General features: G+C 63.9%; 19 protein-coding genes, 1 tRNA gene and 1 riboswitch. Of the genes, 10 read left to right on the forward strand and 10 right to left on the reverse strand.

The window, feature by feature from the left end; translation table 11 throughout:
- Positions 1–79 precede the first annotated feature (79 nt).
- Complete coding sequence (gene lipB, locus AC04SI_RS04575) at positions 80–823, reverse strand: lipoyl(octanoyl) transferase LipB (protein WP_404275734.1); 744 nt, start codon at positions 821–823, stop codon at positions 80–82.
- 268 nt (positions 824–1091) lie between these two features.
- Here lipB and AC04SI_RS04580 point away from each other — a divergent pair.
- Positions 1092–1176, forward strand: a tRNA-Leu gene (locus AC04SI_RS04580).
- Between the two features lie 287 nt (positions 1177–1463).
- On the opposite strand, the gene AC04SI_RS04585 is transcribed toward AC04SI_RS04580, so the two are convergent.
- From AC04SI_RS04585 to AC04SI_RS04610, 6 genes are all read right to left on the reverse strand, one after another.
- Complete coding sequence (locus tag AC04SI_RS04585; RefSeq protein ID WP_404275735.1) at positions 1464–4148, reverse strand: phosphoenolpyruvate carboxylase; 2685 nt, start codon at positions 4146–4148, stop codon at positions 1464–1466.
- A gap of 39 nt (positions 4149–4187) precedes the next feature.
- Positions 4188–5087: a succinate--CoA ligase subunit alpha gene (sucD, locus tag AC04SI_RS04590; protein ID WP_404275737.1), complete on the reverse strand. Its 900-nt coding sequence runs from the start codon at positions 5085–5087 to the stop codon at positions 4188–4190.
- 11 nt (positions 5088–5098) lie between these two features.
- Positions 5099–6283, reverse strand: a complete 1185-nt coding sequence (locus AC04SI_RS04595) for a malate--CoA ligase subunit beta (protein ID WP_404275739.1) — start codon at positions 6281–6283, stop codon at positions 5099–5101.
- Positions 6284–6302: 19 nt separating this feature from the next.
- Positions 6303–7265 (reverse strand): HpcH/HpaI aldolase/citrate lyase family protein, encoded by a 963-nt coding sequence (locus AC04SI_RS04600; protein ID WP_488473961.1) that lies wholly within the window; start codon positions 7263–7265, stop codon positions 6303–6305.
- Between the two features lie 14 nt (positions 7266–7279).
- A complete protein-coding gene (locus AC04SI_RS04605) occupies positions 7280–8470 on the reverse strand; it encodes an aminotransferase class V-fold PLP-dependent enzyme (protein WP_404275742.1) in 1191 nt (396 codons plus the stop codon).
- A 112-nt stretch (positions 8471–8582) separates the two neighbouring features.
- Entirely contained in the window at positions 8583–9245 is a 663-nt protein-coding gene (locus AC04SI_RS04610) for a LuxR C-terminal-related transcriptional regulator (protein ID WP_404275745.1), read from the reverse strand.
- Between the two features lie 274 nt (positions 9246–9519).
- Between AC04SI_RS04610 and AC04SI_RS04615 the strand changes: the two genes are divergently transcribed.
- The 3 genes from AC04SI_RS04615 (at position 9520) to AC04SI_RS04625 (ending at position 12689) form a co-directional block, all read left to right on the forward strand.
- Positions 9520–10533, forward strand: coding sequence for a phosphatase PAP2 family protein (locus tag AC04SI_RS04615; RefSeq protein WP_404275747.1), 1014 nt, complete (start codon positions 9520–9522; stop codon positions 10531–10533).
- A gap of 221 nt (positions 10534–10754) precedes the next feature.
- A complete protein-coding gene (mgtE, locus tag AC04SI_RS04620) occupies positions 10755–12161 on the forward strand; it encodes a magnesium transporter (protein WP_404275749.1) in 1407 nt (468 codons plus the stop codon).
- 141 nt (positions 12162–12302) lie between these two features.
- Positions 12303–12689 (forward strand): MerR family transcriptional regulator, encoded by a 387-nt coding sequence (locus AC04SI_RS04625; RefSeq protein ID WP_006203215.1) that lies wholly within the window; start codon positions 12303–12305, stop codon positions 12687–12689.
- Positions 12690–12739: 50 nt separating this feature from the next.
- On the opposite strand, the gene AC04SI_RS04630 is transcribed toward AC04SI_RS04625, so the two are convergent.
- Positions 12740–13216, reverse strand: a complete 477-nt coding sequence (locus tag AC04SI_RS04630; protein WP_192180987.1) for a methyltransferase family protein — start codon at positions 13214–13216, stop codon at positions 12740–12742.
- Positions 13213–14217 (reverse strand): acetyltransferase domain-containing protein, encoded by a 1005-nt coding sequence (locus AC04SI_RS04635; protein WP_404275753.1) that lies wholly within the window; start codon positions 14215–14217, stop codon positions 13213–13215. Before AC04SI_RS04635 ends, AC04SI_RS04630 begins: the two co-directional genes overlap by 4 nt.
- Before the next feature lie 260 nt (positions 14218–14477).
- Between AC04SI_RS04635 and AC04SI_RS04640 the strand changes: the two genes are divergently transcribed.
- Entirely contained in the window at positions 14478–15677 is a 1200-nt protein-coding gene (locus AC04SI_RS04640; RefSeq protein ID WP_404275755.1) for an MFS transporter, read from the forward strand.
- 3 nt (positions 15678–15680) lie between these two features.
- On the opposite strand, the gene AC04SI_RS04645 is transcribed toward AC04SI_RS04640, so the two are convergent.
- Positions 15681–16862 carry an aromatic ring-hydroxylating oxygenase subunit alpha gene (locus AC04SI_RS04645; protein ID WP_488473962.1) on the reverse strand — a complete coding sequence of 394 codons (1182 nt, stop codon included), beginning with the start codon at positions 16860–16862 and terminating at the stop codon, positions 15681–15683.
- Positions 16863–17006: 144 nt separating this feature from the next.
- Between AC04SI_RS04645 and AC04SI_RS04650 the strand changes: the two genes are divergently transcribed.
- The 5 genes from AC04SI_RS04650 (at position 17007) to cobO (ending at position 20107) form a co-directional block, all read left to right on the forward strand.
- Positions 17007–17699, forward strand: a complete 693-nt coding sequence (locus AC04SI_RS04650) for a gamma-glutamylcyclotransferase (protein ID WP_488473963.1) — start codon at positions 17007–17009, stop codon at positions 17697–17699.
- A gap of 67 nt (positions 17700–17766) precedes the next feature.
- A riboswitch (cobalamin riboswitch) is annotated at positions 17767–17963 on the forward strand.
- A gap of 36 nt (positions 17964–17999) precedes the next feature.
- Entirely contained in the window at positions 18000–18179 is a 180-nt protein-coding gene (locus AC04SI_RS04655; RefSeq protein WP_404275760.1) for a CbtB domain-containing protein, read from the forward strand.
- 15 nt (positions 18180–18194) lie between these two features.
- Complete coding sequence (locus AC04SI_RS04660) at positions 18195–18983, forward strand: CbtA family protein (RefSeq protein ID WP_404275762.1); 789 nt, start codon at positions 18195–18197, stop codon at positions 18981–18983.
- Positions 18976–19491: a bifunctional adenosylcobinamide kinase/adenosylcobinamide-phosphate guanylyltransferase gene (gene cobU / locus AC04SI_RS04665; protein ID WP_488473964.1), complete on the forward strand. Its 516-nt coding sequence runs from the start codon at positions 18976–18978 to the stop codon at positions 19489–19491. The genes AC04SI_RS04660 and cobU overlap by 8 nt, the downstream gene beginning before the upstream one ends.
- Before the next feature lies 1 nt (position 19492).
- On the forward strand, positions 19493–20107 hold the full coding sequence (gene cobO / locus AC04SI_RS04670) for a cob(I)yrinic acid a,c-diamide adenosyltransferase (RefSeq protein WP_404275766.1): 615 nt from the start codon (positions 19493–19495) through the stop codon (positions 20105–20107).
- The last annotated feature ends 3 nt before the right edge of the window (positions 20108–20110 follow it).

Consider the following 20110-nt stretch of genomic DNA (forward strand, 5'->3'; position numbering starts at 1 on the left):
CGCTCTAACCTTTTGTTTTTACGCAATTCCGGACGGAAAACCGCTACGCACTTTCCCTGGAACTGCTCCAGGGAAAACGTCAGCCGGCCTTGCGGGCCGCTTCGACGCCCAAGATCGTGGCCGGGCCGAACACCTCCTCGAAGGCGGACTTCAGCGCCAGGTCGAGGTCGGCAATCGTGACGGGAAGGCCGAGGTCGACCAGGCTGGTGACGCCGTGATCGGAAACGCCGCAGGGCACGATGCCGCTGAAATGGCCGAGCTCCGGCTCGACATTGATGGCGATGCCGTGAAAGCTTACCCAGCGCCGCAGCCTGATGCCGATGGCGGCGATCTTGTCCTCGGCCGGCGACCCGTCGGCAAGCGGCGGACGATCCGGCCGCACCACCCAGACGCCGACGCGGTCCTCGCGCCGTTCACCGCGCACATTGAAGGCCGCGAGCGTGCCGATGATCCACTGCTCGAGCGCCGCGACGAAGGCGCGGACATCCTCGCGCCGGCGCTTCAGGTCGAGCATCACATAGGCGACCCGCTGGCCCGGGCCGTGATAGGTGTATTCGCCGCCGCGCCCGGCGGCAAAGACCGGAAAGCTGCCGGGGTCGATCAGATCCTCGATGCGGGCGCTGGTGCCGGCCGTGTAGAGCGGCGGATGCTCGACCAGCCAGACTATCTCGCTGGCGGCACCGCTGCGGATCGCCTCGGCGCGCGCCTCCATGAACGCGAGCGCGTCGGGATAGGCGGTAAGGCCAGGTTCGACGCGCCATTCGACCGGCGCGGAACCGGGCAAAGGCAGGAACGACGTGGCGATCTGGCTGCGTTCTGTCATGGTCTATCTCGTCTGAAGCGTGCCTGGTTGAAGCTGCGCTCCAGAAGTTTCCTGTGCCTGTCGCATTCCCAAAACCGCTCAGCACTTTCGGGCGACATGCATCAGCCCCTCATATGGCTGCAATCGGCCGAAACGTCCAGTTCCCCGCATTTTCCGGGGCTGTGGAGCATTGCACCGATCCGCGGCGATTATTCCTCGCCGCGCACTTGTTTCGCCGGAAACGATTTGCTACAGGCCCCGAGCCGGTTCGTTCCGGCTCCTACCACGTGCGGTCGTGGCGGAATTGGTAGACGCGCAGCGTTGAGGTCGCTGTGGGGCAACCCGTGGAAGTTCGAGTCTTCTCGACCGCACCAGAACATCCCTGACAATTCGCTTCTGGCAAGCTTGCGGGATCGGAGCAGCTAAGCTCACAATTGGCATGCCAGGGGCTACATGCAGCCGCCTGGCTTTTGCGAGGACCGAAACGAAAGCGGCGCTCCACATGGGCGCGTTACCGTTTTCGCTTTTGCAGGTGCCCGCAGGACAGTGTGCCCTTGGGGATCGCGCAGCCTTCTTCGTCCGCGCCAGCGTGTCCGCGCGGTGGACGATGAGCCTCGAACGATGACGCGAGGTGGCGTTGGTACCTTGACGAAAACCGGGCCTATCCCGTCCACCCAAGGCCAGCCGAGATGCAATTGATCGATACAAGCAGGGCGTCGGTCGCCCGCTTTTGATTCGCCGTGCCGGTATTTGCCCGAACTTCACGCAGCAGATCGACCTGCAGCCGATGAATGTCGTCCATCTGTCGCCGCAGATTGTCGAAACGTCGCTTGAACATCGGGAAGCGCGCGGAAAGATCGCCTCCCGTGAGGTCACCAATCAGGCGTCGCGTCAACTCGTACTCGGCGGCGATGCGGGCGTAGATTCGTCGGGCCGCATCGCTGTCGGCCACCAGGCCGGCGTAGAGCCGCGCGATCTCCATGTCGGACTGGTAAAGCGTCTTCTCGGCCTCGTCGACGATCAGCCGGAAGAAGCGCGAGTGCTCGAACATGCTAGCCAGAAGTTCACGCCCGGCCTCGCCGCGCACCGCGACGAATGAGCTGAGTGCGCTGCCGATACCATACCAGCCGGTCAACAGATGACGGTTCTGGCTCCAGGCGAACACCCATGGAATGGCGCGCAGGTCGGCAATGCCGCTGGCGCCGAAACGGCGATCCGGCCTCGAGCCCATTTTCAGGAGCGCCAGTTCCGCGACCGGGCTCGCCTGGTTGAAATAATCGAGGAAGCCGGGCTCAGCCATCAGCCTGGCATAGGATGCCTGCGACATGCCTGCCAGCGCTTCCAGCGCTTCGTCGAACTCCGGCGTTTCCTTCGGCTCGACATCACTGCGCGATCCGACACTGTGGGCCAGCACGCCGGCGGCGAGAACCTCGAGCTGGTGGAGGCCGGTGCCGCGATTGGCGAATTTCGACGATACGACCTCGCCCTGCTCCGTCACCCGCATGGTTCTGGCGACAGTGCCTTGCGGCTGTGCCGCGATCGCCCGGCCGGTCGGCGCACCGCCACGGCTGACGGAGCCGCCGCGACCGTGAAAGAAACTGATCCTGACGGTGTGCTTGCGGCCGACGGCGGCGAGGCGCTTTTGCGCTTTTGCCAGTTCCCAATTGGAGGCCAGGAAACCGCCGTCCTTGTTGGAATCCGAATAGCCAAGCATGATTTCCTGGCGCGCGCCGAAATCCCGCACCGTCCGCCTCACGAGCGAAACGCCGAGCAATCCATTCAGGATGCCAGGGGCGGCCTGTAGATCGGCGATGGTCTCGAACAATGGCACGATCCGCAGCCTGATTGTGCCGCCGCCACCGGGCGCGGTTGAAAGTCCGCAATATTGCGCCAGCAGATAGACCGCGAGCAGATCGTCGGCCGAGCGGGTCATGCTGAGAACGAAAGAGCCGACAGCGTCGGCATCCGAGCTCGAGATGTGCTCGCGGATGACGGAGAATGTCGACAGCAGTTCACCTGCTTCAGGCGAGAGCCGGTCTGCGTCGATCTCCAGCCGCTCGCCCTGGCTGATGGCTGCGCGAATGCGCGCCGACCATTGCGGCGTGCCGACTGCGACCGGATCGGCGGGATTTGTCAGCGCAAAGAGTTCGGCCAGCACCCTGTTGACGACCGTGGAGTTCTGCCGGATGTCGAGCGAGACTGTACGGAAGCCGAAGCTTCCGACTTGCCAAAGCAGAGGCTGGACGAAACGCCCGGCTACCGCGCGCCCTCCGATCGCTTCGAGAACGCAAGTCAGCGCGTTCAGATCAGCACGAAACGCCTCCGCCGAGAGGTACGCCGCCACACCGCCGTCCCGCGTGGCCACCAGCCGGGCAAGCAAGGCCGAAGCGAACTGGCGAAGCGGTTCGTCGGGGTTGCGGGCGGCGATCACGTTCGCCTGACCGCTTTTATCAAGCGCCGTTTGCAGCACCGGCCTGAAGCTGGCCGGCAGGTCAATGACGTTCGAGCTGGCGCTGAGCACCGTCACCAGCCGCTGCATCTGCGTCAGATACCAGCCTATGGCGGTATTGCGATATTCGGCCATGGCATGGGCGGTGACTGCGGCCGTCACATTTGGATTGCCATCGCGGTCGCCGCCGATCCACGACGCGTAGCGCATGAAGGAGGGAATTCTGACCGGCTCTCCCGGATAGTGACGCTCGAAGGCGCCTTGAAGCTTGCTATAGAGCTGCGGCGTCGCCTCGAAGATGACTTCGCGAAAGAAATGCAGGCCCCAGGCGATCTCGCGTTCGACCGTCGGGCGTTCCAGTCGCAGCTCGCCCGTCATCCACAGAAGCTCGATCTCGCTCTCCAGATCGGCGACCAACAGGTCGCGTTCGCGCGGCGCCCAGCGCGGCTGGTCGAGCTCGGTCAGCTTGCGATAGATACGGCGGTGGATCTCCAGCACCGTAACGCGTTTGGCCTCCGTCGGGTGCGCGGTCATGGTCGGGCCGACGCAAAGCTCGTCGAGCGCCGCCTGGACTTTCTCCGCCGAGTGGCCGTTCGCTGCCATCTGCGCGATCACGCTGGCGAAGGATCCGGGCACTTCGTCGACGCCCGCGCCTTGTTCGAGTTCGCGACGCGCCCGCATGGCAAGCAATTCGTCGGCAATTGTCAGCAACTGGAACCATACGCCGCTCGCCTGCAGCGCCGGAATGCGCTGCTCCGCGGCGAGGGAGACAAGCGACCTGCGTCCGCTCAGAACGGCGGCGATCTCGGGCTCGCGCGCGCTTGCGACCTGAAGCAGCAAGCGCAACAAAAGGCTGCGCTCGTCCTCGCGAAATCTGATGGGTCTGCTCTGTTCCAAACCGCTTTCCTATTCCGTCCGCATCGGTTGCCGCTGCTATCACGCGGCCTTCTTCGTCCGGGACAGCGTTTCGGCCACGACCTCGCCGAACGACGACGGCGTCGGCACGATGACGACGCCGGCCTCTTTCAGGATTTCGACTTTCTCCTGCGCCGACTCGCCGAAGGCCGAGATGATCGCGCCGGCATGGCCCATGCGGCGGCCTTTCGGTGCGGAAAGGCCGGCGATGTAGGCGATCAAGGGCTTGCGCATATTGTCGCGCGCCCAGATCGCTGCCTCGGCTTCCTGCGGTCCGCCGATCTCGCCGATCATGACCACGGCGTCGGTGTCGTCATCCTGCTCGAACAGCTTCAGCATGTCCTTGAAGGACGAGCCGTTGATCGGATCGCCGCCAATGCCGACGCTGGTCGAGACGCCGATGCCGAGCGCTTTCATCTGCGAGGCCGCCTCGTAGCCCAGCGTGCCCGAGCGGCCGACGATGCCGACGCGACCGGGGAGATAGATGCTGCCGGGCATGATGCCCATCAGCGCCTGTCCGGGCGTGATCACGCCGGCGCAGTTCGGCCCGATCAGCCGCATGCGGTCCTCGAAGCGGTAGCGGAGCATGTAGCGCTTGACCTGCATCATGTCCTGCGAGGGAATGCCGTCGGTGATGCAGACGCAGAGCTTTATACCGGCATCCGCGGCTTCCATGATGGAATCGGCGGCAAAGGGCGGTGGCACGAAGACGATGCTGGCTTCGGCGCGGGTCTCGCGCACCGCGCCCTTGACGGTGTTGAAGATCGGCAGGCCGAGATGCGTCTGGCCGCCCTTGCCGGGCGTGACGCCGCCGACAAGTTTGGTGCCATAGCGCTTCATGTCCTCGGCATGGAAGCTGCCGATCTTGCCGGTGAAGCCCTGGACGATGACCCGCGTGTTGCGGTTGAGCAGGATTGCCATTTTCTCGACCCTCAGTTTGCTTTTTTCTTGGCGGCCGCGCGCCAGGCGGCGACGGCTTTTTCGGCGGCTTCGGCAAGTGTTTCGGCGACGATCACCGCCTCGCCGGAATCGGCCAGGATGCGGCGCCCTTCCTCGACCTTGGTGCCGGCCAACCGCACCACCAGCGGCACGTTGACGCCGACCTCGCGGATCGCCTTGACGACGCCCTCGGCGACCCAGTCGCAGCGGTTGATGCCGGCGAAGATGTTGACGAGGATGGTCTCGACATTCTTGTCGCCGAGCACGGCGCGGAACGATTTCGCCACCCGCTCGGGCGAAGCGCCGCCGCCGATGTCGAGGAAGTTGGCCGGTTCGCCGCCGGCGATCTTGATCATGTCCATCGTCGCCATGGCGAGGCCGGCGCCATTGATGATGCAGCCGATATTGCCGTCGAGGCCGACATAGGAGAGGCCGCGGTCGCTGGCGAAGGTCTCGCGCGGATCTTCCTGGCTCTTGTCGCGCAGCTCGGAGATTTCCGGCCGCCTGAACAGCGCGTTCTCGTCGAACGACATCTTGGCGTCGAGCGCGACGAGGTTGCCGTCGCGGGTCACCACCAGCGGATTGATCTCCAGCATCGAGGCGTCGTAGTCGCGGAACACCTGGTAGCAGCTGAAGATGGTTTCGGTCGCCTTGCCGATCAGGTTCTGGTCGAGGCCGAGCCCGAAGGCGATCTCGCGCGCCTGGAAGCGCTGCATGCCGACGCCGGGATCGACGGTGGTGCGGATGATGGAATCCGGCGCCCGCTCGACGATATCCTCGATCTCCATGCCGCCGGCGGCCGACGCCACGATCATGACGCGCTCTTCCTTGCGGTCGAGAACGAAGCCGACATAGAGCTCCTGCGCGATGTCGACGGCTTCCTCGAGGTAGAGCCGCGAAATCAGCTTGCCGCGCGGCCCGGTCTGCTGGGTCACCAGCTTGCGGCCGAGCATGGCTTCTGCCGCGTTGGAGATCTCGTCGTCATTGGCGCACAGCTTGATGCCGCCGGCCTTGCCGCGGGCGCCGGAATGAACCTGCGCCTTCAGCACCCATTTGCCGCCGCCGATTTCCCTGGCACGATAGGTCGCCTGCTCGGGGCTGTAGGCGAGGCCGCCGCGCGGGACATGGACCCCATGCCGGGCGAGCAGTTCCTTGGCCTGATATTCGTGAATGTCCATTTTGTCCTCCCGGTAACCGTCAATGCGCGGCGGAGCGCGGCTGGCTGGCGCGTTCGATCGCTTCGTTGACCACCAAAACATTCCGCGCCATGCGCTCCGACGCAGCGTCGATCATCTTGCCGTCGAGGGCGGCCGCTCCCTTGCCCGCTGCCTCGGCCTCCTTCAGCACTTCGAGGATGCGCCTGGCGCGCGTGACCTCCTTTTCCGGAGGCGAGAAGACGTCGTTGGCGAGCGCGATCTGCGAGGGGTGGATCGCCCATTTGCCCTCTATGCCGAGTGCGGCGGCGCGCTTTGCACCGGCGATATAGCCCTCCGGATCCGAGAAATCGCCGAACGGCCCGTCGATGGCGCGCAGGCCGTAGGCCCGGCAGGCGACCGTCATGCGCGACAAAGCGAAATGCCACTGGTCGCCGGGGTAATCGGGGTTTAGCCCGCCGATATTGACGGTGCGCGCCTTGCAGCTGGCCGCATAGTCGGCGACGCCGAAATGCATTGCCTCCAGCCGGCCTGGCGTGGCGGCGATGGCCTCGACATTGGCCATGCCGAGCGCGGTTTCGATCAGCGCTTCGAGGCCGACTCGAGTTTTGAAACCCTTGGCCATCTCGATCTGGTTGACCATGGCCTCGACCATGTAGAGGTCGGCTGGAACGCCGACCTTCGGCACCAGAATCGTATCCAGCCTGTCGCCGGCCTGTTCCATCACGTCGACCACGTCGCGATACATGTAGTGCGTATCGAGGCCGTTGATGCGCACCGAGACGGTCTTGCCCTTGGCGCGCCAGTCGATGTCGTTGAGCGCCTGGATGATGTTCTTGCGAGCCCGTTCCTTGTCCGGCGGCGCGACGGCATCTTCGATGTCGAGGAAGATGAAGTCGGCGGCGCTGTTCGCCGCCTTGTCGATCATCTCCGGGCTGGAACCGGGAACCGCCAGTTCGCTGCGCTGCAGCCTCAGTTTCTTCAGGTGGTTGATCGTGTGGCTCATGGTGCGCTCCGGGATCAGGCGGCTTCGGCGATGGCGGACTGAGGCGAGCGACGGAAATGCGCGATCGCGGCTCCGACGCCGGAGCCCGGCGCCAGCTTGACGCCGCAGTCGAGCAGCGCCAGTTCGGCGGCGGACAGCGAGGCCAGCACCATCACCTCGTTCAGCCAGCCGAGGTGGCCGATGCGGAAGACCTTGCCGAACACCTTGTTGAGGCCGCCGCCGAGCGAGGTCTGGTACTTCTGGTAGGCATGTTTGACGACGTCGCCGCTGTCGATGCCTTCCGGCACGAGGATGGCGCTGACCGTGTCGGAATGCCATTTCGGCGCCTTGGCGCAAAGCTTCAGGCCCCAGGCGTCGACTGCCTTGCGCACGCCTTCGGCCAGGCGATGGTGGCGGGCGAAGATGTTGTCGAGCCCTTCGTCGGCGATCAGGTCAAGCGAGGCGCGCAGGCCGCGCAGCAGCTGCGTCGCCGGCGTGTAGGGGAAATAGCCGGCGTCATTGGCGCGGATCATGTCCTCGAAGGAGAAGAAGCAGCGCCGGTGGGTAACCGTCCTCGAGGCGACGAGCGCCTTCTTGCTTACCGACAGGAAGCCGAGACCGGCAGGCAGCATGAAGCCTTTCTGCGAGCCGCTGACGGCGCAGTCGACGCCCCATTCCTCCTGGCGGAAATCGATCGAGCCGATCGACGACACGCCGTCGACAAAGAGCAGCGCCGGGTGGTTTGCCGCGTCGAGCGCGGCGCGGCAGCCGGCGACGTCGCTGGTGACGCCGGTGGCGGTCTCGTTCTGCGTGCAGAAGACCGCCTTGATGCGGTGCGCCTTGTCGGCCTTCAGCCGCTCCGCATAGAGCTCGAGCGGCACGCCGGTTCCCCATTCGCAGTCGATCACGTCGACCTCGAAACCGAGACGTTCGGCCATGTCGACCCACAAATGCGAGAACTGGCCGAAGCGCGACATCAGCACACGATCGCCGGGGCTGAGCACATTGGTCATCGCCGCTTCCCAGGCGCCGGTGCCGGACGAGGGATAGATGAAGACGCGGCCGGTTTCGTTCTTGAAAACTTTCTTGATGTCCTCGAACAGCGGCAGGGTGAGATCGGGGAACGAGGCGGCGCGCATGTCCTCCATTGGAAGGTTCATCGCTTGCCGGACCTGTTCGGGGATGTTGGTTGGCCCCGGAATGAAAAGATGGGTGAAGCCGGCCATGCTGCGAACTCTCCTCTGATCCAGCAAAATTGATGAGGGGAGTCTCGTTTTTACGGCGGGCGGCAACAACACCTTGCCGGGTAAGATCTCGCCGCGCGCGGGTGGGGAAAGCCTACCCGGTCGGCCTACCCGAATGGCTGCCCTGACTGCGGCGCCTTTCGCTCGAATAGAGCGCGACAGCCATCGCCCGGTTGCGGACGTCGAGCTTGTCGTAGAGATTCTTGAGGTGGTACTTCACCGTGTTCTCGGAAATCCCTGTCCGCGTTGCGATCTGAAGGTTGGTCCAACCGTCGGAAAGCACCGCCAGCAGTTCGCGCTCGCGAACCGTGAGTTGCGACAGCGGCGTGTCGTTGACCTTGTTGATGTCGATATAGGGGATGCAGATGCGGCCATGCGCAACCGCCAGGATCGTCTCGAAGATGATCGGCGGGTCGTCGAACTGGAAGCAATAGCCATGCGCGCCGAGCCGCACGCATTGCTTAAGGATGCCGATATCGTGGTCGTTGGAAAACACCGTGATCCGCACGTCGAGCCTGCGGCTCTGGATCTCGGCCAGAACATCGGCGCCGTCCATGTCGGCGAGCTTCCAGCCGATGACGGCGACGTCGAATTGCGGCTCTGCCGCCAGGTCCAGGAGTTGCTTGCCGCTTTGCACGGAGCCGAAAAATTCGAAGCGCCCGTCGCATTCCAGCATTTCGCGCAGCGCCGATACGACGAGCGGATTGCGTTCGGCGACGACGACGCGCACGCGCCGCTCGCCGATTGCCTCACTCATTCTCTGCGACTTGATCTTCAAGGGCTTCCTCTGGACCAATTTGCGGGCGTACGGGTTCCGTCGCGTCTCTGGATCCCCGTGACGGTAATTCTGCCCCAATGGCAAATGGGTGCTCTTTCCCTAGCGACATGCATTGTCGCGCTGCTTGAACCCGGTTTTGCATCTCGGGCAGGCCATAAACCACGGCCTGGCACCGCGGAAAATGGTCGGATTTCGTCGGGGCTTCCCTGACCGCTCAGTAACGCAAATGTAAGGTCGACACGCTATTGCTCACTTGGTCACGCATGTTCAATTTCGGCGGATCAGCATGTCCTTATCTTCTGAAGTCTCGGACTACAGTCCGGCCGGCAAATGGTCGCTGAGATTGGCCTTCTTCATCGTCACATACGTGCTGATCTCATTTTTCTTGAGTCCGGCGACTTTTCTCACCCTCGGCCTGATCTACGTCGACAAGTTCGCTCGTGCGGTCCCGATATTGCTGGTTGGCAGCGCCGCTGTCGCGGGACTGCTTTATGGCCGGGACGCGCCGACGAAATATGCAATCAACTGGGTTCGGACGAGATGGTGGAACTGCCTGCCGGTGCTCCTGTTCTTTCTCGCCGGCGTGACAGCGTTCTCCAACTTCAAGATCCTGATTCCGACGGTCCTTCCGTTTTATGCCGACGCGTGGCTTGCCGATCTGGACGAGTGGATACACGGCGCGGCACCGTGGGAATTGGCGCATCGCCTCGACAATGGGCTTTGGGCGTTTTTCATCTTCAATATCTATGAGGTGGTGTGGTTCGCGCAGTGGTTCGGCACGATCCTGCTGGTGGGCATGTGGTCGAACCCGATCGCACGCATCCGCTATCTTTGGGCGGTGGCCTTGACCATCTCGATCGTCGGCACCTTGCTTGCGCTCCTGTTGTCGTCTGCTGGTCCCATCTACTACGACCACTTTGTCGGCGGCGATCGCTTCGGCGGTCTGAGGGTCGCCCTGGCCGGCCTGGAGTCCAGCGTCGTCGTGCGCGAATATGCCGACTATCTCTTGATGCTCTATACGACGGGACATACAGGCCTGGGCGGAGGCATTTCGGCCATGCCCAGCCTGCATGTGGCGCTTGTCGTGCTGAATGCCCTTTTCCTGTCGTCCCTGAACCGTTGGGCTGGCGCTGCCGGCTGGATCTTCGCGGGTCTGATCCTGTACGGGTCGGTCTATACCGGATGGCACTACGCTGTTGACGGCTACGTCGCTATCGCCGTGGTGTCGGTGATCTGGTGGGCGACCGGGCGCCTCGTGCGCGAATAGCAAGCGCCGCATTGCCGGCTTCGAAACGCTGGCCACGCGGGGCAGGGCGCGTTTCGCTTGATATTCCCATGCGTTAGAGCAAAAGCTTCTCAAGCCGAATCGTGCCGCCGCCCTATCTTGGGTCCGAGCATCGGATTTTCCCAAAACCGGTTTCCCCTTTGGGTCCAATGCTCTAGACCTGACAAGCACCCTTTCCGGAATCGTGATGGCGGGAGGCGCTTGTGGAAGGCCAGAACGAACAGGAGATCCGGTCCGCCGAGGGCGCCGATATCTATGGCGAGGACGGCGCCGTTCAGTCGTCGTTTCTGGCGCATGTCGGCGCGGCGATCGCCGATCGCGATACGCTGACGCTGAAGCGCGAAGTCGGCGACCTGCACCAGTCGGAACTCGGCGATCTGCTCGAAGCGCTTCATCCCGAGCAGCGTCGCGCGCTGGTCGAGCTGTTGGGCGCCGACTTCGACTTTTCCGCGCTGACCGAGGTCGATGAAGCGATCCGCCTCGACATCGTCGACAATCTGCCCAACGCACAGATCGCGCAGGCAGTGCAGGAGCTCGATTCCGACGACGCCGTCTACATTCTGGAAGACCTCGACCAGGAGGACCAGGACGAGATCCTGTCCCAGCTGCCATTCACCGAGCGGATCAGGCTGCGCCGCTCGCTGGACTATCCGGAAGAGACGGCCGGCCGCCGCATGCAGACGGAGTTCGTCGCGGTGCCGCCGTTCTGGACGATCGGCCAGACCATCGACTACATGCGCGAGGACAAGAACCTTCCCGATCGCTTCAGCCAGATCTTCGTCATCGATCCGAGCTTCAAGCTGCTTGGCGCCATCGATCTCGACCAGATCCTGCGCACCAAGCGGGCGGTGAAGGTCGAAGAGGTCATGCATGAGACAAGACACGCCATCCCGGCCACCATGGACCAGGAAGAGGCGGCGCGGGAATTCGAGCAATACGACCTTCTCTCCGCTGCCGTTGTTGACGAGAACGAGCGGCTGGTCGGCGTGCTGACCATCGACGACGTGGTCGACGTCATCCAGCAGGAGGCCGAGGAGGACCTCTTGCGCATGGGCGGCGTCGGTGACGAGGAATTGTCGGATACCGTGCTCGCCACCTCGCGCTCGCGCGTGCCCTGGCTGCTCGTCAATTTGCTGACGGCGTTCCTCGCTGCGTCGGTGATCGGCCTGTTCGACCATACGATCGAACGCATCGTGGCGCTGGCGGTGCTGATGCCGATCGTGGCAGGCATGGGCGGCAATGCCGGCTCGCAGACGATGACGGTCACGGTGCGGGCACTGGCGACCAAGGATCTCGACATCTACAATGCCGGCCGCATCATCCGCCGCGAGATGGGGGTGGGCTTCATCAACGGCATCGTCTTCGCGGTGCTGATCGGCATCGTCGCGGCGGCATGGTTCCGCGACCCCAATCTGGGCGGCATCATCGCGGCGGCGATGATCATCAACATGTTCGTCGCGGCACTGGCCGGCATCCTGATCCCGCTGCTGCTCGACCGGTTCAAGGTCGACCCGGCGGTGGCTTCCGCGGTTTTCGTCACCACAGTCACCGATGTCGTCGGCTTCTTCGCCTTTCTTGGGCTGGCGACATGGTGGTTCGCCGTACCCTGAAGCTTCAATTGACTTTTACGTAAATGCCGTGCGAGGCTCGCCAGGGGTTTTATGCCGATTCCGGCATGGAACGGGTTTTGATCGGGATGGCAGGCGGCTGCGCATGGCGGGCGTCCTGGCCATCCGGCATTGGGAGCGAGAATGCGGGAATATTATTCGATCACCGAACTGACCCGCGAATTCGATGTGTCGACGCGGACGCTGCGCTTTTACGAGGACGAGGGCCTGGTGCAACCGGTGCGGCGCGGCCGCACCCGGCTGTTTCGTCCGTCCGACCGGCATCTGATCCGCCAGATCATGCGCGGCAAACGGCTCGGCTTCTCGATCAACGAGATCCGCGAAATCATCCAGATGTACAAGGAGCCGCCCGGCGAGGTCGGCCAGCTCAAGCTGATGATCAAGCGCATCGAGGAAAAGCGCGAGGATCTCAGGCAGAAGCGCCGCGACCTCGAGGAGACGCTGGCCGAACTCGACCAGGCTGAAGAGTCCTGCGTCGAGCGGCTGGTGGAGCTCGGCGTCAACACCTGAACACGGCCGTTTTGATAATTCTACTCCAGCGGCCTTAGCGAGCCCTGAACTCAAATCCAGCGCCGCACGCGTTTGGCGTAGTCGCGGTATTTCTTGCCGAATTTTGCCGCCAGTATCTTTTCCTCCTTTTCGATCGCCAGCTTCTGCGTCGCAAAGGCGGCGATGAAGGCGAACAGCAGGAACCAGACGATCCCAGTGATAAAGGCGACGCCGATCAAAAGCAGCGTGTTGGCGAGATACATCGGGTTGCGGCTGACGGAGAAGGGGCCGGAGGTGACCAGATGGTCCGGCACGGCGTTCGGATTGAATGTGGTCTTTGCCCGCAGCATGACGCGGATGGCGGTGAACCACAGCGCGGCGACGCCGAACAAAGCCACCCAGCCGGCGGCGAAGAGGATCTCGCCCAGCAGATCGCCGATCCATGGCAGCGGATAGAGCAGGCCGAGCATGACGCTGATGATGATTGCCGCGACATAGATCAGCGGCGGCCATGGGATGAGCCCGGGTTTCGGGGTGACGTCGGTCATTGTTGGCCTCCCTCCATCAACGTGCTGTCGGTCTTGGCGGTGCAGACACCGGCGAGATCGCCCAGATGTGCTTTGAATTCCGGGGTCTGGTCGCCGTTGTAGAGCCGGTCGAATGTCGCTTCGCTCTGCAGCGTATCGAGCATGCACACACAATAGCTGGAGCAGAACTCGGTGTCGCGCTGCTGCTCGCAGGATATCTGACAGGATTTCAGGAAGGTGACTTCGCGCGTTTCGACCGGCGCCGGCGCGATCTGCGAAAGCAACCAGACGGCGCCGAACAGCAAGGGCTGGTGGATCAGATAGAAGGCGAGGCTGTGCCGGCCGATGAAGACCAGCGGGTTCGACCAGCGGCCGGGTGCAAGGTCGGCCAGCCGGGCAAGCAAGCCAGACGCTGAAGCGAGCTTCGCCGCGGCTATGCCCAAAAGTACGGCGCCGAACCAGGGGAACAGCGGCACATAGTCGTTGGAGCGCGGATTGGTGGCCGACAGGCCGACCCACCACAGCGCCGGATGGTCGAAGAATTCGGACCGCAGATAGAATGGCGCTGCAATGACGAGCGCCGCAACGACGATCGTCAGCAGCGCCGGCAGCCGCAGAAAGGCAAGGCCGAGCAGGCTGGCCAGCGCGATCTCGTGCAGGATGCCGAAGAAGATGACGCCGCCCGGCGTAACGAAGTGGGTGACAGCCGATATGGCGAGCGCCGCCGCGGCGACCATGACGAACCGTTTCCAAAAACCCGGCCAACGAATTTGCCTGCCATGGGCGAGGAACAGGCTGACGCCGACCAGGAATAGGAAGGTCGAAGCGATGCAGCGCGCATAGATCTTCCACCAGCCGAAGGCGGTGAGGCCGGGATCGGTATAGCCGAAATTCTCGAGATCCCAGGTGAAATGGTAGCTCGCCATGGCCAGCAGGGCGATGCCGCGCACGATGTCGATGGTTGTGATGCGCCTCGACTTCGACGGGTCCTGAACGGGTTCTGCCGGCGTTTGAAGGCTCATCGTCTCGCATTCCGATTCACTGGTGCCAAACGACTATCACGGTTGCACAGGGCAAAAGAAGGCGGGCCGCCGCCGCTTCCGCGTCAATCTCCCGTTTGACTTCTTCCTTCCGGTTCGAAGCCGCATCGGAATTCGCTTTAGGCCAGTGGCGGAAAGCCTTTGGCCGGTTTCGCTTTTCGGCTTGAGCGGGTCGATTTCCTGCTACCGGCTAGCCACTGGTCCGGCCAGATTTGACCGGCGATTCCACGGCCGGAGGGTCAATGTCCACCCATGTGCGCCATCCGATCTGGCTTCCGGCTCTCAGGCCGGCGGATGCGCGCACCTTCGCCTCGCTCTATGCGGTCGAGTCCTTCGCCCGCGCCACTATTTCCAGCGTCATCCCGATCCAGGCCTACGAGATCCTGCACAACGAGCAGGTCGTCTCGATCCTCTACACCATCGTGGCGCTGCTCGGGCTCTCGGTGACATTGTTCATGCCGATGCTGATCCGCCGCTTTGCCCGGCGCTGGGTCTACACAGCCGGCGCCTGCCTGCTCGCCGTAGGCTCGCTGTTTTTCGTCACGCATACGCTGACCGGGCAGCTCATCGGCATGCTCTGCCGCGTCATGGGCGCCAGCGCGCTGTCGATCACGCTCAACCTCTACATCATGGATCACATCCGCAAGACCGACTTCATGCAGGCGGAATCGCTGCGCATGGCGTGGTCGATGTTCGCCTGGACCGGTGGACCGACGCTGGGAATCTTCCTCTACACCAGCTTCGGCATCGCTGCCGCGCATGGCGCGGTCGCGATCTTTGCCCTGGCGCTGCTCGTGCTGTTCTGGACCTACCGGCTCGGCGACAACCCGTCGATCCGCCCCGGCAAGAGCCGACCGGCCAACCCGCTTGCCAATATCGGTCGCTTCGTCGCGCAACCCAGGCTGAGGCTTGCCTGGCTGATCGCCTTCGGCCGCTCCTGCTTCTGGACGACGTTCTTCGTCTACGGGCCGCTGTTCATGGTCATCGCCGGCGAGGGCGAACTCGCCGGTGGCCTGCTGGTGTCGGCAGGCAACGCGCTTCTGTTCACGGCGATCTTCTGGGGCAGGGCCGGAAAGCGCTATGGCGGCCGACGGACGATGACATTTGCCTATTTCGCCATGTCGGCCACGCTTCTGGCGGCGGGTGCGGTGGGCGAAACCGTGCCGCTGCTTACCGGCGCCTTCCTGCTGTGCGGGGCCTTCTTCGCCATTGCGCTCGACGCACTCGGCTCGACCGCCTTCATGCGTTCGGTCAGGTTCTATGAGAGGGCGCAGATGGCGGCGGTCTATCGCACCTATCTCGACTTCTCCGAGCTGACGCCGCCGCTGGTCTATTCGGTGGTGCTGGCGTTTTTCGGTCTGGGCTCGGTCTTTGCCACGCTCGGGTTACTTGCCGCTGCCTGCGGGTTCGTCACCTGGCGCTATCTGCCCAAATCGCTTTGATGTTCAGGCCTTGGGTGAGACTGCGCTGTGACGCACGCGCACCCAGTTGTGAAAACGGTGCAGGTCATACTCCTCGGGCATCAGCACGCCGGCCGCGTGGCGCAGCGAGCGCAGGCCCTTCTGGTTGACCTCGCAGATCGCTGCGTCTTCTTCCAGAACCTGCCGGCCGAAGGCGACGATGTTGTCGATGTCGGCCTGGGGTGCTGTCAGCGCTTCGGCCGGAAACAGCCATTCGGCGGTGAGTTCGGTCTGCTCCGGGCCAAGCGGCACCAGCCGCACTGTGCGGACATAGTCGACATGGCCGACGATGAACATCGACGGCAGGCTGGTGGCGTAGGTCTGCCCGGCGGCGCGTTCGGCCGGCGTCAGGCCGGCAAAGACCGGGCCATGTGCTTGCCCGTCGCGCGACCAGGTTTCGGCGCCTGCGCGCAGGCCGCCGGAAAATTCCGGCGCATCATTGTCGGCGTGACGGGCCCATTCGGGGTCGTCGTGCCTGCCCATCAGGCCGCGGCCATAGATCGGCACCAGCCGCGACAGATCCTTGTGGACGCCGGGGCAGTGCAGGCACTCGTTGAAGTTCTCCCAGAAGATCTTCCAGTTGCAGCTCATCACCTTGCGCAGCACATGACCTGATACCAGCGTTTCCAGCGGCCAGTTGGCGACGTTGCCGGAAGCGGGATCGAAGGAGGTTTCCGCTGAGCCGCCGGCATCTTCCTCGAGATTGACGAAGACCAAACCGCGCCATACCGACAGCGCCACGCGGTAGAGCGGATGATCGGCCTTGTCGAAGTCCTCGGGCAGCGACTTCGACGTCACGCGCACCAGATCGCCGCGCAGCGAATAGGACCAGGCGTGGTAGGGGCAAGTGATCAGCCGCGCCTTCAGCCGGCCCTCGCTCTCCTGGCAAAGCTGCGAACCACGGTGACGGCAGGTGTTATGGAAGGCGCGCAATTCGCCGGTGTCGTCGCGCAGCACGACGATCTCCTGGGTGCCGACACGAAAGGTCCTGAATGCCAGCGGCTGGCCAAGGTCGGCCTCGCGGCAGACCAGCAGCCAGCTTTTGTACCAGATGGCGTCGAGATCGCGTTGGTAGGCATGAGCGTCCCAATAGGCCGGCGACGGCAGCGTCGGCTCGAGACGCGTCAAACAATTATAGAGGTCGCGTTCCGTCTGATCGGGTTGCATGGCTGGCTCCCTGGATGGAGCAGCCGACACCCGGCCGGGACCTTTGTCAATTGGCGCGCGCCGCCGCCATTGTGGCTCGCGATCGCGAACTTTATGGTCGATTCATCCTCTCCGGCATTCCGTTGGTCGCCCAGGTCGCAAGTCATGTCCGCAAGAACGATGTCGCTCACGCAAGAGCTGGTCGCCCGCTGCCATCGGCAGGTCGAGGACACCGGACCAGACCCGGACGCCGCGCATCTGGGCGACAGCGACTATGAGGCGATGGTGGACGCGCTCGAGGCGGAACTGCCCGCCACCGAGCCACTGTGGCTGTTCGGCTATGGGTCGCTGATCTGGAAGCCCGAAATCGATCATGTCGAGGAGCGGGTGGCGGTGGCGCGCGGCTGGCACCGCTCCTTCTGCATGAAGATGACCCGCTGGCGCGGCACCAAGGATCAGCCCGGCCTGATGATGGCGCTGGACCGCGGCGGGCAATGCAAGGGCGTCGCCTTTCGGCTGGGCGATGGTGATCGGCGCCAGCAACTCGACAAGCTTTTGCGGCGCGCAGTGACGCTGAAGCCGACCAGCTACCATCCGCGCCTGCTCACGCTGGCGAGCGACAGCGGGCCGCTCAAGGGCTTGGCTTTCGTCATCAACCGCAAGGGCACTACCTATGCCGGGCCGCTCGACGAAGACGAGGTGGTCGAAAGGCTGGCGACGTCGTGCGGGCACTGGGGCTCCGGCGCCGATTATCTCTACAACACGGTGAAGAATCTGGAGCAGCGCGGCATTCACGACCGCCATCTGTGGCGGTTGCAGCATCTGGTGGCTGAGCGGATCGCTGCATTGCGGGGATAGAGCTATGCGCCGCTTTCGCGATGGCCGGTGGCGGAATTTGGTTTGCCGGGCGCGGCGATTCTTCGTATAGTCACGAACTGTCGTCGGTTCCGTTTGGAGCCAAGAGGGAATGCGGTGCGGGCAAAAAAATCGCCCAATGCCGTGGCTGCCCCCGCAACTGTGTGCGGTAGTCCTCTCCATAAGCCACTGAAGATATTTCTTCGGGAAGGTGGGGAAGGGCGCTGATCCGCGAGCCAGGAGACCTGCCGGCGACAGGGAACTGACTTCTGTGCCCTCGGGTGGAGGGCGAAAGGACAAGACATGAATACCGCTTCGGTCTCTCTCGGCGCTTCCGTCTCCTCGCAGTCGCGTTTCACGCAGCTCGTGCTGAGCGCGTTTCTGGGCATTTTCGTCATCGGCGTTGTCGGCTTCTCGCATATCGATGCGGTCCACAATGCCGCGCACGACTATCGCCATTCGATGGCGTTTCCCTGCCACTGACGAGGATTTGACATCATGAATCTGTTTCGCAACGTCGTGTTCATCGCGGCGATCGCAGGGCTCGTGGCCGGCGTCGTTCTCGCCTGCATGCAGGCCTTCGCCACCGTGCCGCTCATCCTGAAGGCCGAGGTCTATGAACAGGCCGGAGGCGGCCACCAGCATGAGCATGCCGCGGCGCCGGCGGCGCCGGCCGCCAACGCTACGGATACCAATGCCATGAGCAGCGCCGCACCGGCGCCGGCTGAGGCGGCGGCTCCGGCGGAGGGCGAAGGCTGGGCGCCGGCCGATGGATTCGAGCGCTTCGCCTTCAGCGTGCTGGCCAACATCGTCACCGGCATCGGCTTCGCACTGGTCCTGGTCGCGGTTTCGGAGTTTGCCGGCGGCATCGGCAACTGGCGCCAGGGCGTGTTCTGGGGGCTGGCCGGTTTTGCCGCGTTCACGCTGGCGCCGGGCCTCGGCCTGCCGCCGGAACTGCCGGCCATGCCGGCAGCCGACCTCACCGAACGCCAGATCTGGTGGTGGGCAACGGTGGCGGCGACCGCAGCCGGTCTCGGCCTGATCGCCTTCCGCAAGTCGCTGCCGCTGGCGATCCTGGCCGTGGCCTTGATCGTAGCGCCGCATATCGTCGGCGCGCCGCAGCCCGACAGTTTTGAGACGCCGATCCCCGAAGGCTTGCATCACCAGTTCGTGGTGGCGGTGACGGTGACCAACCTGGTGTTCTGGCTGGTGCTCGGCGCCGTCGTCGGCGTGGTGCGCGGACGCTTCACCGGCACGGCGACCAGCCTGCGCGACAGCTTTGCCTGATCGCAAAGGATTGACCTTCATCATCGGTGGTGCGCGCTCCGGCAAGAGCGCGCATGCCGAAACTCTGGCGACGGCAGGGCCGGCGCCCTGGACTTATATCGCCACCGCGGAAGCCTATGACCAGGAGATGCGCGAGCGCATCGCGCTGCACCGCTCGCGGCGTGGTGAAGGCTGGGCGACCGTGGACGCGCCGCTCGATCTTGTCGGCGCGCTCACGGCTTTGCCCGACGGGCAGCCGGTGCTGGTCGACTGCCTGACGCTGTGGCTGACCAACCATATGCTGGCCGAGAACGACGTCGAGGTCGAATGCCTGCGGCTGGCGGATGTGCTGTCGCGGCCGCGCGGGCCGTGGTTTGTGGTTTCCAACGAAGTCGGCCAGGGTATCGTGCCGGACAATGCGCTTGCCCGTCGGTTTCGAGATGCCGCGGGCCGCCTCAACCAGCAGGTTGCGGCAATTGCCGACACGGTGCTGCTGATGGTGGCGGGGCTGCCGCTGAAGGTGAAGTGAGATGACCGATATCGATCCCAAGGACGAGGAACGCCATCGCGCCAAGATGGCCAAGCGCAAGGCGGTGCAGGATGCCGAGGTGGCGGGCAAGACGATCGAGAAAGGCCTGCTGATCGTCAACACAGGTCCGGGCAAGGGCAAGACCACGGCCGCTTTCGGGCTGGCGCTTAGGATGCTCGGCTACGGCAAGCGTGTCGGCGTCGTCCAGTTCATCAAGGGCAAATGGCACACCGGCGAGAAGGAAGCCTTCGCTGCCTTCGGCGACCGCGTCGTCTGGCATGCGATGGGCGAGGGTTTCACTTGGGAAACGCAGGACCTGAAGCGCGACATCGCCGCCGCCGAGGCCGCCTGGGCGAGGGCGCTGGAACTGATGGCCGATCCGTCGATCAGCCTCGTGGTGCTCGACGAACTCAACATTGCGCTGCGCTATGACTATCTCGATCTCGACAAGGTGGTCGCAGCGCTGAAAGGCCGGCGTGAAGGCCTGCACGTCGTCGTCACCGGACGCAACGCCAAGCCGGCGCTGGTCGAGGCCGCCGATCTCGTCACCGAGATGGGCGTGACCAAGCACCATTTTTCGGCCGGCGTGAAGGCGCAGCAGGGGATCGAGTTCTGAGTG

Source organism: Mesorhizobium sp. CNPSo 4689 (assembly GCF_057784325.1).